The 12816-nt window shown below is 57.0% G+C and carries 11 protein-coding genes; 8 read left to right on the top strand and 3 right to left on the bottom strand.

The annotated features are described in order from the left end of the window. Positions 1-153 precede the first annotated feature (153 nt). Positions 154-1704 carry a bifunctional phosphoribosylaminoimidazolecarboxamide formyltransferase/IMP cyclohydrolase gene (gene purH / locus G3578_RS17805; protein ID WP_165214422.1) on the top strand — a complete coding sequence of 517 codons (1551 nt, stop codon included), beginning with the start codon at positions 154-156 and terminating at the stop codon, positions 1702-1704. 403 nt (positions 1705-2107) lie between these two features. Next, positions 2108-3376 (top strand): phosphoribosylamine--glycine ligase, encoded by a 1269-nt coding sequence (gene purD, locus G3578_RS17800; protein WP_165214420.1) that lies wholly within the window; start codon positions 2108-2110, stop codon positions 3374-3376. 88 nt (positions 3377-3464) lie between these two features. Here the strand turns inward: purD and G3578_RS21200 are convergent, their stop codons facing one another. Both G3578_RS21200 and G3578_RS17795 read right to left on the bottom strand, forming a co-directional pair. Then, positions 3465-3599, bottom strand: a complete 135-nt coding sequence (locus tag G3578_RS21200) for an EYxxD motif small membrane protein (RefSeq protein ID WP_277603165.1) — start codon at positions 3597-3599, stop codon at positions 3465-3467. Positions 3600-3613: 14 nt separating this feature from the next. Beyond that, positions 3614-4069, bottom strand: a complete 456-nt coding sequence (locus G3578_RS17795; protein WP_165214418.1) for a YgaP family membrane protein — start codon at positions 4067-4069, stop codon at positions 3614-3616. 195 nt (positions 4070-4264) lie between these two features. Here G3578_RS17795 and G3578_RS17790 point away from each other — a divergent pair, with 195 nt between their 5' ends. From G3578_RS17790 to G3578_RS17765, 6 genes are all read left to right on the top strand, one after another. Further along, positions 4265-6025: an adenine deaminase C-terminal domain-containing protein gene (locus G3578_RS17790; protein ID WP_165214417.1), complete on the top strand. Its 1761-nt coding sequence runs from the start codon at positions 4265-4267 to the stop codon at positions 6023-6025. A 364-nt stretch (positions 6026-6389) separates the two neighbouring features. Next, positions 6390-7634: a branched-chain amino acid ABC transporter substrate-binding protein gene (locus G3578_RS17785; RefSeq protein ID WP_165214416.1), complete on the top strand. Its 1245-nt coding sequence runs from the start codon at positions 6390-6392 to the stop codon at positions 7632-7634. Positions 7635-7824: 190 nt separating this feature from the next. Continuing rightward, positions 7825-8721: an ABC transporter permease subunit gene (locus G3578_RS17780; RefSeq protein ID WP_241254704.1), complete on the top strand. Its 897-nt coding sequence runs from the start codon at positions 7825-7827 to the stop codon at positions 8719-8721. A 10-nt stretch (positions 8722-8731) separates the two neighbouring features. Beyond that, on the top strand, positions 8732-9997 hold the full coding sequence (locus G3578_RS17775; protein WP_165214414.1) for an ABC transporter permease subunit: 1266 nt from the start codon (positions 8732-8734) through the stop codon (positions 9995-9997). Positions 9998-10023: 26 nt separating this feature from the next. Further along, positions 10024-10800: an ABC transporter ATP-binding protein gene (locus G3578_RS17770; protein WP_165214412.1), complete on the top strand. Its 777-nt coding sequence runs from the start codon at positions 10024-10026 to the stop codon at positions 10798-10800. A 16-nt stretch (positions 10801-10816) separates the two neighbouring features. Further along, on the top strand, positions 10817-11524 hold the full coding sequence (locus G3578_RS17765) for an ABC transporter ATP-binding protein (RefSeq protein WP_165214410.1): 708 nt from the start codon (positions 10817-10819) through the stop codon (positions 11522-11524). 20 nt (positions 11525-11544) lie between these two features. Here the strand turns inward: G3578_RS17765 and G3578_RS17760 are convergent, their stop codons facing one another. After that, positions 11545-12816 (bottom strand): APC family permease, encoded by a 1272-nt coding sequence (locus G3578_RS17760; RefSeq protein WP_165214408.1) that lies wholly within the window; start codon positions 12814-12816, stop codon positions 11545-11547.

The raw sequence follows: 12816 nt of genomic DNA, 5'->3' as shown, positions 1-12816 counted from the left end.
TGGAAGAAACCGCCAAACAGCCGAACATGCGCAGGCATGACGGCTCTTTTTTTTCAGGCATCAACCTTGAATTTTACGTACAATTATGTTTAAATTACAATATAATGTTCGTGTTTTTCTGCCAAAATGAAACTAAGTCAGGAGGTTTCATTCGTGACTATCAAAAAAGCGCTGATCAGTGTTTCCGACAAGACAGGGTTGGTCCCGTTTGCCCGTCAACTGGCCGAGCTGGGGATTGAGATCATTTCCACCGGCGGCACCGCTTCCCTGTTGAAGGCGGAAGGCATTCCGGTGACCGGCATCTCGGAAGTGACCGGCTTCCCGGAAATTCTGGACGGTCGGGTAAAAACACTGCATCCGGCGATACACGGCGGCCTGTTGGCGGTCCGCACCAATCCGCACCACCAGCAGCAGCTGGCCGAACAGGAGATTGAGCCGATTGATTTGGTTGTCGTAAACCTTTATCCTTTTAAGCAGACGATAGCGAAGCCCGATGTGGCGTTTGCGGACGCCATTGAAAACATCGACATCGGCGGCCCGTCGATGCTGCGTTCGGCTGCCAAAAACCACGCGTTTGTTACGGTGGTTGTGGATGCGGCCGATTACGAGACGGTTCTCGGCGAGCTGAAGGCATCCGGCGATACCACGCTTGCGACACGCAGCCGGCTGGCAGCCAAGGCGTTCCGCCACACCGCCGCTTATGATGCCCTGATTTCCCAATATTTAAGCGCCCACACCGGTGAATTCATGCCGGAGAGCTATACCGTCACCTATGAGAAGGTGCAGGATCTGCGGTATGGAGAGAACCCGCACCAGCAGGCCGCTTTCTACCGGCAGCCCCTGGCGGCGGGCGGCAGCATCGCCACGGCGGAACAGCTCCATGGCAAGGAATTGTCTTACAACAATATCAACGATGCGGATGCGGCGCTTGCGATCGTGCGCGAATTCGATGTACCGGCCGTCGTAGCCGTCAAGCATACCAATCCGTGCGGCGTCGGCATCGGGGCAACCATCGCGGAAGCCTGCCGCAAGGCCTATGAGGCGGATCCCGTCTCCATCTTCGGCGGCATCGTTGCAGCCAACCGGCCGATTGACAAAGAGACCGCACTGCTGCTGAAGGAGATCTTCCTGGAAATCGTCCTGGCACCTGATTTTACACCGGAGGCGCTGGCCATCCTGCAGGAGAAGAAGAATCTCCGCCTCCTTCGCCTCGAAGTGGGCGCGCTTGCGGGCCAGCCGAAACAGGCCAATCTGCGGATCGCCCCGGTTGCCGGCGGCGCCCTGGTGCAGGAATACGACGAGAAGCAGCTGGTTCCGGAAGAGCTTACGGTGGTGACTGAGCGCAGCCCGAGCAAAGAAGAGCTTGAGCAGCTGCTGTTTGCCTGGAAGGTGGTTAAACATGTGAAATCCAACGCCATCGTGCTGGCGCGGGATAACATGACGATCGGCGTCGGTGCCGGTCAAATGAACCGCGTGGGGGCCGCCCGCATCGCCATCGAGCAGGCGGGAGACAAGGCGCGGGGAGCCGTTCTTGCTTCCGATGCGTTCTTCCCCATGCCGGATACGGTGGAAGCCGCGGCCCAAGCGGGAATTGCGACCATCATCCAGCCGGGCGGCTCGATTCGCGATCAAGAGTCCATCGATGCGTGCAACCGTCATGGCATTGCCATGGTATTTACTGGCGTGCGCCATTTTAAGCACTAAGCGCAGCGGGGGAAGAGGGGAATCCCCTTTCAGATTGATGACTAACTTCTGTAAGTGTCATGGAGTGATGGGGCCAAGCGAGCTCCTTTGACGACCGCCTCAGCGGAGAAACGAAGACGCGGGGTCACAGGGGGCGTGAGTCTCACATCCCTGAGACGCCCAGATGTTGAGCCCCCTGCCCGCGTCGCGTTTCGGAGCGGACACGGCCAACTTCTTCGCTGGGCGTCAAGAGAGCGAGCGGGAACCATCATCCTTGACGGCTGGATTTTGTCTACATGCTGGAAGGGGGAATCCCCCATTCCCGATTGTTGGCATGCTTGCCAGAAAGAAGCCGGTCTCCGCGTGCGAGCAGCAGGAGACCCTATCGGCTGAAGTGGCGGGACTTTTCAAGGAGGGTACCCATATGAACGTGTTGGTGGTCGGCGGCGGCGGCCGGGAGCATGCCATCGCCTGGAAGCTTGCGCAAAGCCCGAAAGTGAACAAGATATACTGTGCGCCCGGCAATGGCGGCACGGCAGAATTCGCCCGCAATGTCCCGATCTCTGTCAACGATTTTGCCGCGCTTGCCCAGTTTGTCAAGGATGAGGGGATTGACCTGACGATCGTCGGGCCGGAAGATCCGCTTTTCGGCGGGATCGTGGAATTTTTTGAGCAGCGCAGCCTTCCCATCTTTGGCCCGACGTCCGAAGCGGCCAAAATCGAAGGCAGCAAATCGTTTGCCAAAAAATTGATGACCAAATACGGGATTCCAACAGCCCGTTACGAATCGTTTCTTGATTACCAATCGGCCCTGGCCTACGTGCGGGAACAGGGAGCGCCCATCGTCGTCAAAGCCGACGGTCTGGCGGCAGGAAAAGGCGTCGTGGTGGCGCATACCCTGGCGGAGGCGGAAGAGGCGCTGTTCCAGATCATGCAGGAAGGCGCTTTCGGACAGGCGGGCTCCCGGGTCGTGATCGAAGAGTTCATGAGCGGGGAAGAGCTGACGCTGCTCTCGTTCGTTGACGGTGAAACCGTGAAGCCGATGATCACCTCCCAGGATCACAAGCAGGTTTTCGATGGCGATAAAGGGCCCAACACCGGCGGGATGGGCACCTATGCCCCGGTTCCGCAGGTATCGCCGGAGCTGGTGGAGAGCATCGTGGAAACGATTGTCAAGCCGATGGCCAAGGGGATGGTGCAGGAAGGCATTCCCTTCAAAGGGGTGCTCTACACCGGCCTGATGCTGACGGCGGAAGGGCCGAAGGTGGTGGAGTTTAACGCCCGTTTCGGCGATCCGGAAACCCAGGTGATCCTGCCGCTGCTGGAGACGGATCTGCTGGAGATTATCCTCGCCACCATCAACGGGGAGCTCTCCGCCATCGATGTCACATGGAAAACAGGCAGCGCCGTCTGCGTCGTGATGGCAGCGCCGGGCTACCCGGGGGATTATCCCAAAGGGGCCCTGATCGAAGGGCTTGACCAAACGCAGCAGAATCGGGTGGTCTTTCACGCCGGCACGAAACGGACGGAGGCGGGCATCGTCACCAACGGAGGCCGCGTGCTGGGGGTCACCGGCCTGGGGCGGACGCTGACGGAAGCGCGGGACGCCGCTTATGAAGGCGTGGCCGCCATCCGGTTCGAAGGGGCCCATTACCGGACGGATATCGCAGGCAAAGCGCTGCAGCGGAAGTAAAAAATTGATCAAACGTAGAGGTAGAGCGAGCGGGAACCATTCCTCCATGATAGGACGGACTTTGTCTGCATGCGAAGAGGAAGATCCGCTACTGGCGGTATCTTCCTTTTTTGCTGCCCGCTTGATACAGAAAGTAACCGACGGCTGCAATGGCGCCGATAATGAAAACGAATACAAACAGGTTGTGCTGTATCCATTCGTAAAGCGGAGGTCCCACGGTCATGGCGCAACCACCTCCTAAGAAGAGTGGGAATAGCTTCGTTCATCCATGCTGGATGTTTCAGCGGAGGGCTGGCCGGCTCCCGGCGGGGTACTGCCCGTTTGTTCCGTCACATAATCCTTGATGGCATGCTCAAGCTGCAGGTCGGACGGGGATGTTGGCTGAGCCGCGCTGTTGCTTTCGTGACCCGCCGTCCGTCTGGTGCCGGTGGCTCCGGCGACGAATTTGCCCGCTTCCCTGATCTGTCCCCAGACGCCTTTCATTCCGTTTCCCTTGAGGGTGTTGGCTCTCATGGCATACAACATCGGGCAAAAACGGGTCATCCCTTCGGCGATCTTCATGGCGGACAGCGCCATCAAGAGCCACGGGGCGCGGTATGGACGGCGGCTCATCCGGCCAATGCCGTAGGCGAGGCCCAGAAATCCCAGCGTAATCCGGACGGTGGCATCGATTGTGCCGACGTTTTTGCGCATGTCCTGTCTCCTCCTTTGGTTGTACCTGCATATCGCTGGTTCTAGTGTGCGCGGCAGGAGAGAAATAAGACGAGGAAAATCCTGCAAAGCGCATCGACCGCTTTTCAAGAGCGGGATTCCGGCGTATAGTGAAGGTATCACACTGAAACTGAGCGGTTGCTCAGAAGGAAGAGAACGGAAAGGAGTGGCATTCCCTTGCGCGTACGCCCTTTGTCCAAAGAAGCTCATCTGCAATTGATTCGGACCGCCAGAAGACAGGCCCCCGCCACCATGTGGCTGAAAGGGGGGCATGTGCTGAACGTGTACACCAGGGAATGGCAGCAGGTGCATGTCGTGACAGCCGGCGAGCGCATTGCCTATGTCGGCGAAAGCGAGCCGCTTGTCGACGATGACACCCAGGTGATCGACGCATCCGGCCGCTGGCTTGTCCCCGGTTACATCGAGCCGCATGCGCATCCCTTCCAATGGTACACCCCGTCCGCTTTAAGCGATTTCGCCCTGCAGACAGGCACGACAACCCTTGTCTCCGATACGCTGGTGCTCGCCTCTCTGCTGCCGCTTGCCGAAATGGAAGAGCTCATGGAAGCGCTGTCATCCCATCCGGTCAAACAGTTTTTCTGGGCCCGCCTGGACTCCCAGAGCCGCAAACGGGACCAGGAAGCGTTCAGAAAGGAAGGCATCGAGCGATTGCTCGCCCATCCGCTGGTTATTCAGGGGGGCGAACTGACCGATTGGGGCGGAGTCCTCACAGAAGACGAGATCATCCTGGACGGACTGAAGCGGACGGGTGACATCGGGAAACGGATGGAAGGCCATCATCCGGGGGCTTCGGTTGACACCCTGAACATCGCGGCGGCAGCCGGGATCACCGCCTGCCACGAAAGCATCACCGCCGAAGATGTCCTCCACCGCCTCCGTCTGGGGCTGTACGCGACGCTGCGCCACTCTTCCATCCGGCCCGATCTGCCGGAGCTTGTGGCGGGGTTGAAGCGGCTGGGCATTCCCTGGCAGTCCCGGCTCATGCTGACCTCGGACGGCTCCACGCCCCCGATGATGCGGCACGGTTTCATGGATTACACGCTGCGGGTTGCCATCGAAGCGGGAATGCCGGCGATCGACGCGTATGTGCTGGCCACATTGAATCCGGCCGTCTATTATGGGCTGGACGGGGAGATCGGCGGCATAGCGCCCGGCCGAATCGCGGATATGCTGCTCCTTGCCGATCCGGCTGATCCGACCCCGCAGCTTGTCATTGCAAACGGACGGCGCGTCGCGGAGGAAGGCAGGCTGCTCTCCCCTTCTCCTGCGTTTCCCTGGGAGCGCTACCGCTTCCCTGCCGTGAAGCGATGGGGAGATGACATCAACACGGAATGGTTTGAGATGCGCATCCAGGAAGAAGCGGCTCCCGTGCTGCAGATGGTCAATGCCGTGATCACGCGGCTGTCGTGGGAAGCGCTTCCAAAAGACGAGCGGGGAGCGGTCTCTCTCGCGGATGATCCGGAACTGGCGGTGATCGCGCTGCTCGATCCGGCGAGCAACACGCTCACCCGTGCCCTCGTCCGCGGATTCGGCAGCGGAATAGAAGCGCTGGCCAGCACCTACACCGCGTCCGCCGGCTGTCTGGTGATCGGCCGCGACCCGAAGACCATGGCGGAAGCGCTCAGGCGCGTGGGAGAGATCGGCGGCGGCGTGGTGATGATCCGGCAGGGGAACATTGTGTATGAATGCGCGCTGCCCCTAGGCGGCAGGATGACGGATCTCCCGATGGCGGAACTGATCGACAAGGCCGAAGCCTTCGACAGGTTGATGCGCAGCCATGGGTATTCCCATATCGATCCGATCTACTCGCTCCTCTTTTTTACGGCGACCCATCTGCCGTTTGTGAGACTGACAACAGCGGGGTTGTATGACGTGAAGCAGGGGCGCATACTCGTTCCTTCCACGCGGCTGGAATAAGTGGTTGATAAACCAGATTGTGGAATTTTGTGCAAGTTTTTTCGCTGGTGGAGATTCTCTTTGCCCATCCTGAAAATATAATGGATAAACAAAATGCTTTAGCGAAGAAAACGATTGATATACTTGATTGATTTCAATTCTACTTTTATCAAAAGCATTGATTGTTCCATTCGAAAATATCGATAAAAATATTTTTTTCTCTTGTAAATTTTCTTATTTATTCTACAATAAAAAAGAACCAGGCCGCATCTGCCTTTGCTGAACTCATGTAAGAAACCCTCACGCGCAATGTAACGGACCAAAGAGGCGGATTGATTGGTCGGTACACAGAATCAAAAGAATCAAAAGGGGGATTCAATTCAGGATGAAAAAGAGAACTCCACTCAGCTTACTGTCCGTTGCATTGGTAGCGAGCGTTTCCCTTGCAGGTTGCGCCGGAACCAAGGATTCCGGCGGCGCAGCAGGCGGCAGCAGCCAGCCAAGCGGCAACACCCAGCAAGGCAGCGCTTCCGGCGGAGCGACCGACGGCGGCAAGATCCTCATCGCGACGCAGACCCCGCTTTCCGGGAACCAATCCTCCTTGGGCGATGCGATCAAGACCGGTGCGGAATACGCGCTGAACCTGCGTAAGGAAGAGTTCAAGAAACTGGGCTTCGATCTCCAGCTGTTCCCGCAGGATGACCAGGCTGACCCGAAAATCGGGGTTGCCAATGCGGAAATGCTCATCTCCAATCCTGATGTCCTCGGCGTAGTCGGCCACCTCAACTCCGGTGTGGCCATCCCGTCTTCAGTGAAGTACGAAGAAGGGAAGCTGGTCATGGTGTCACCGGCCAACACGGCGGTCAAGCTGACCGAAGAAGGCAAGAAAACCGTTCACCGCATCTGCGCGCGCGACGACGCCCAAGGTCCGAAAGCTGCCATCTATGCGAAGAACTCGCTCGGCGTGAAAACAGCGTTTCTGATTCATGATAAAACAGCGTATGGTCAAGGGCTGGCCGACCAGGTGAAAGCGCAGTTCGAAAAGGATGGCGTACAGGTGCTCGGCTATGAAGGAATCACGCAGGGAGAAAAAGATTACAGCGCCGTGCTGAACCAGGCGGTTGCGAAGAGCCCCGACATCATTTTCTTCGGCGGTTTGTATCCGGAGGGCGGCATCCTGGTCAAGCAGGCCCGTGAAAAAGGATATAAGGGATATTTTATGGGTGGCGACGGGCTGGACTCTTCTGATATGATTAAAATTGCAGGCGATGCTGTTGACGGGGTGGTCTTTACCTCCGTTGCCGGTGACGTCACCCAAACCGAAGAGGGCAAGAAGTGGGCGGAAGAATACAAGAAAGCGACCAACAAGCCGCTTGAAACCTATTCCGTCTACGGCTATGATTCGATGAACGTAATCCTGAACGGGGTGCTCGAAGCCATCAAGGCAAACGGCGGCAAAAAGCCGACCCGTGAGCAGGTGCTGGAAGCCGTGCACAAGACCAAGGATTTCCAAGGTCAATTCACCAAGGTTACCTTTGACGACAAAGGTGACAACATCAGCGCGGACGTATTCATCTACAAGTACGAAAAAGGCAAAGACAGATCTACTTTTGTCGGCAAAGCAGAATAAGTCACACTATTACACCATGAGTCAATCATCACAGCCCAACCGACAGCGCAGGGGCGGCACGCAGGTGTGCGCCCCTTGCTTTTGGGTAAAACAGAATCGCCACTAAGAAAAAAAACAGAAAAGAGGGATCTGAAACGTGCTGCTGAGTATTTTACCACAAGTACTGGTAGACGGACTCACGCTTGGCTTTATGTATGCGGTCGTGGCTTTGGGTTACACGATGGTATACGGTATTCTGGAATTTATCAACTTTGCCCACGGTGAAATCTTCATGGTCGGCGCATTCGTCGGAACGGAAGTTCTGCTGATTGCGGATGCGATGGGATCCTTGAAAGGGATGAATCCCTACATCGCGCTTGTATTGATGCTGGTGATTGGCATGCTTGTCACCGGTGCGCTTGGCGTGGGGATCGAGCGGATTGCGTACCGCCCGCTGCGCAACGCCCCGCGTCTGGTGCCGCTGATTTCGGCGATCGGTGTCTCCTTCCTGCTGCAAGACCTTGTCCGTTTTACGGAAGCGGTTGCGCGTAATGAGTTTTACCTGAACAGTCCGATTCTCTTTAACAATTCGATTAATTTGGGATTTGCCTCTATTCCGCAAAAAGCCCTCATCGTGATCGTGATCGCCATCATCATGATGGTAGCCTTGACGCTTTTCGTGAACAAAACCAAATGGGGAATCGCCATGCGTGCGGTGGCACAGGATCAGACCACCGCGTCGCTGATGACTATAAACGTTGACAAAGTAATCATGCTGACCTTCCTGATCGGCTCCAGCCTCGGGGGAGCCACGGGCGTATTGTTTGCGCAAAACTACGGAACGATCGATCCGTATATCGGCTTCATCCTCGGGCTGAAAGCCTTTACAGCCGCCGTTCTGGGCGGGATCGGCAATCTGCGCGGCGCGATGGTGGGCGGCATCATTCTCGGCCTGCTGGAATCGCTGGCGGGCGCCTACATGGGACCGCTGACCGGCGGTGCGTTTGGTGCCGAGTACAAGGACGTGTTTGCCTTCAGTATCTTGATTCTTGTGCTTCTGTTCAAACCGGAAGGACTGTTTGGCGAAGCAGTAAAAGAGAAAGTGTAGGTGAGAGCAAGTGGCAAATAAACGGTTGGCGTCATTCAAAGGGATTCCGCTTCTCTTAACCATTGTGTGGATTGCCGGCTTTTCGGCGGCGCTGTTCTTTCTGGAGAAATCCGTCCTGGCGTTTATCGGTGTGCTCTTCTCGATTATCGGGATCTACTATACGAACACCTCCAAAACGATCAAGCTGATCCTGGGAGCCTTGGTGCTGCTGGTGATCATACCCGGGATCGCCGGGGACAACCGCTATTACATGGAGGTTGCGTCCCAGGTAGGCATTTACGTAGCCATGGCGCTCGGTCTGAACATCGTCGTGGGCTTCGCGGGTCTGCTTGACCTTGGATATGTGGCGTTCTTCGCGGCGGGGGCGTATGCCTATGCGATTTTTGCGACGTCCCAGGCGAATGAATTCATTCCCGGCAACCTGTTTCCGCTCTCCGGCGAATGGTTCTGGCCGTTTTTGATCGTCGGTCTGGTTGTGGCGGCGATCTTCGGGATTCTGCTCGGTTTGCCCGTGCTGCGGGTGAAAGGGGACTATCTGGCTATCGTAACGCTCGGCTTCGGGGAGATTATCCGCATCATTTTCAACAACCTGGACAAGCCGATCAACATTACGAACGGACCGCAGGGGTTGACCCCCATCGCCTCTCCGGAACTGTTCGGCATCAAGATGAATACGCCGTTTTACTTCTATTTCATCGTCCTTTTGGTCATTGCGTTCATCGTGCTGGCCAACATCCGGTTTGAACATTCCCGCCTGGGTCGAGCCTGGATCGCCATCAGAGAGGACGAGCTGGCTGCCCAATCGATGGGGATCTCGCTGCTGAAAACCAAGCTGACGGCCTTCGCTATCGGCGCCTCCTTTGCGGGGGTGGTCGGGGTTATCTTTGCCGCCAAGCAGACCTTCGTTGACCCCACCTCGTTTACCCTGATGGAATCCATCGGTATTCTCGTCATGGTAATTCTCGGCGGCAGCGGCAGCATCCCGGGCGTGGTGCTGGGGGCCGCATTTATCACGGTTCTGCAGGTACAACTGCTGAAGGAATTCTCCAACTTCCTGCATTCCCTGCAGTCGGCCGGTATCATCAACCTGCCGAACCAGTTGGATCCTTCCAAATTCCAACGCTTCGTCTTCGGGATTCTGCTGATTCTGGTTGCCCTTTATCGTCCGAACGGGCTTATTCCGGCCAAGCGGAAGAAGAACGACATCGACGCGATCAAAAACAGTCCCCATGCGAATGAAAAGCTGGGTATTCTAGCCAGACTGACGGGCAAATAGACCTGCAAGAAGGAGGGAACGAAGAAATGGCATTGTTGGAAGCTAACGGCTTGACGAAGCGCTTTGGCGGTCTGGTCGCCAATCAGGACGTGACGGTAAAAATCGAGAAAGGCACCATTACCGCGGTAATCGGCCCGAACGGTGCGGGAAAAACAACCTTCTTCAACATGATCACCGGCTTTTACGAACCGGATGAAGGCGATATCCTGCTGAACGGCCAAAGCATCAAGGGCTTGCGTCCCGATCAGATCGCGGAACGCGGCATTACCCGGACATTCCAGAACATCCGGCTGTTCAAAGAGATGACTGCGCTGGAAAACGTCATGGTCGGCCTGCACAGCCGCTTGTCCGCCGGTCTGCTGGGCATCCTGTTCAATTCGAAAAAAGTGCGTGAAGAAGAAGAGCGGGCGCGTGTGGAAGCCTACAAGCTGCTGCAGTATGTGGGCATTGAGGAGATTGCCAATGAAGCGGCCGGCAGCCTGCCGTACGGGCTGCAGCGCCGATTGGAGATCGCGCGTGCGCTGGCGACCAATCCGCAGATCATCCTGCTGGATGAACCGGCCGCCGGGATGAACCCGCGCGAAACGGTTGAAATGACGGACTTTATCCGCCGCTTGAAACGTGAGCTGGATTTGACCATCATCTTGATTGAACACGATATGAAGCTGGTCATGGGCTTGAGCGAATATATCCACGTGCTCGATTACGGACGCAAGATCGCGGAGGGAACGCCGGAAGAGATCCGCAACAATCCGACGGTGATCGAGGCGTACCTCGGCAAAAGCGCGACGGAAGCGTCGTAAGAGGGAGGAGAGTACTATGGCGCTGTTAGAACTGCAAAACATTCACACCTATTACGGCGGGATTCATGCGCTGAAGGGGCTGTCCATCGAAGTCGAGCAGGGAGAAGTCGTTACCCTGATCGGGTCAAACGGGGCCGGGAAATCGACCACCCTCAAGACGATCTGCGGACAGACGCGGGCGCGCGAAGGGAAAGTCTTTTTCAACGGCACCGATATTACCAATATGCGCACCCATGAGATCGCCCAGCTGGGAATTGCGCATGTGCCGGAAGGACGCCGCATCTTCCCCAAGCTGACGGTGCGGGAAAACCTGGAGATGGGTGCCTTTTCGGTCACTGACAAGAAACAGATTGAGGAAGGCATCGAGCGGGCATTCCACTATTTCCCCCGCTTGAAGGAACGGATCAATCAAAAAGGCGGTACCATGTCCGGCGGTGAGCAGCAGATGCTGGCGATTGCACGCGGACTGATGATGAAGCCGAAGATTCTCATGCTGGACGAGCCCTCCATGGGGCTGGCCCCGATTCTGGTGGAACAGATCTTTGAGATCATTACCGAATTGAACCGGGAAGGCATGACCATTCTCCTGGTCGAGCAGAACGCCAACCAGGCGCTCACCGTAGCCAGCCGCGGCTATGTGATCCAGACCGGGGAGATCATCCTGCAGGACAAGGCGGAAAACCTGCTGGCCAACCCGCAGGTGCGGGAAGCCTATCTGGCATAAGGAAGACAAACCGATGGACGTTACGGTCCATCGGTTTTCTTTTGGAGGGCCCACTGTTTCTGGCGGAATCGATAGAGAAAGTAAGCGGCGCTTATCAACACGGGAACGAACACATACAGCCCGAAAAACGGGAGGCTGACCAGACAGAGGCAAAGCGACACCAGGGAAGCCCACCAGGGTAGGGAACGGCGCTGGAACAATTTCAACCCGGCTGCCATGGACAGCAGATAAACGGTCAACCCCAGGGAATTGGGAATGAAAAGCAGGGTGTCAAACGGGATGTCATACGCTACGCTCGCGACGATTCCCAATGTCGAGGCGGTCACGAACAGGCCGATGGACCGGACGGGTGTCTGCCTGACCGGATGAAGCTGTGACAGCCAATGGGGGAGAGCGCCGTCTCTGCTCAAGGCAAAGCCCAACTGTCCGGTGCTCGCCACATAGGCATTCACCGTGCTCAGGCAGATCAGAAAGGCCAGGCAGGCGGTCGCCGCCTGGGCGCCGATGCCCCATGCCTGATACATCATCATGCCGACAGGGGAAAGATTGCTGTCGGTGCTGCCGTATGTCTTCGTCCCGATGGTAACGAAGCTGAGCAGCAAAAAGATCAAGCCAATGATGACAGCGCTGATCATCGAGCTTCTCACCAGATCGGTTTCCGGCCGTTTGAAACGGTCCGCGAGACTGCAGATGGCTTCCCATCCAAAGAACGACCATAAGATCATCGCCATGGCGGTGCCGATGGGATACATGCCATGCGGAAAGAACGGGCTAAAGTGGCTCCATGCGATGCGGGGAAGCGACAGCAGAATGACGGTGAGCAGCAGGCTGATAAGCAGACTGCTCAACACAAGCGAAATCTTTCCGCTCAACCGCAGGCCGTAAGCATTGGCGGCGCCGCCAGCCGCGATGATAAACAGCGCCACGCTGAGCGTGCCCGCTTTGGACAGATGGAAGGCCGTGCTTACATAGTAGGCGCCTGTCAGGGAGACGATCATTTGTCCGACGGCTGCCGCGAAATAATAGAACCAGCCCACCAGCGCGCCGGCATGCGGCCCGAAGGCCATTTTGACGAAGGTGGCCGCACCGCCGGCATCGGGATGGAGGCGTGACATCGCCGCGAACGCATAGGCCAGCGGAAAACTCAGCAGGATGATGACGGCCCATGCAAGCAAGGAGGCCGGGCCCGCAACATGGGCGGTTGTCCCCGACATGAAGAGGACGCCGGAACCAAGAATGGCGGCAATATACAAGGCACAGGCCTGCGGCAGATTGATCGATTTCATCTCCAT

Origin of the sequence: Brevibacillus sp. SYP-B805 (assembly GCF_011059135.1) — a bacterium.
GTDB lineage: Bacteria > Bacillota > Bacilli > Brevibacillales > Brevibacillaceae > Brevibacillus_F.
Note: the sequence above shows the minus strand (reverse complement) of the source record. Positions and strands in the feature narration are given on the sequence as shown.

Excerpts from the sequence above, each read along its gene's own strand:
- purD (WP_165214420.1), top strand. The coding sequence starts at position 2,108 with ATGAACGTGTTGGTGGTCGGCGGCGGCGGCCGGGAGCATGCCATCGCC.
- G3578_RS21200 (WP_277603165.1), bottom strand. The coding sequence starts at position 3,599 with ATGACCGTGGGACCTCCGCTTTACGAATGGATACAGCACAACCTGTTT.
- G3578_RS17780 (WP_241254704.1), top strand. The coding sequence starts at position 7,825 with ATGTATGCGGTCGTGGCTTTGGGTTACACGATGGTATACGGTATTCTG.
- G3578_RS17795 (WP_165214418.1), bottom strand. The coding sequence starts at position 4,069 with ATGCGCAAAAACGTCGGCACAATCGATGCCACCGTCCGGATTACGCTG.
- G3578_RS17760 (WP_165214408.1), bottom strand. The coding sequence starts at position 12,816 with ATGGAGATGAAATCGATCAATCTGCCGCAGGCCTGTGCCTTGTATATT.
- G3578_RS17785 (WP_165214416.1), top strand. The coding sequence starts at position 6,390 with ATGAAAAAGAGAACTCCACTCAGCTTACTGTCCGTTGCATTGGTAGCG.
- G3578_RS17770 (WP_165214412.1), top strand. The coding sequence starts at position 10,024 with ATGGCATTGTTGGAAGCTAACGGCTTGACGAAGCGCTTTGGCGGTCTG.
- G3578_RS17765 (WP_165214410.1), top strand. The coding sequence starts at position 10,817 with ATGGCGCTGTTAGAACTGCAAAACATTCACACCTATTACGGCGGGATT.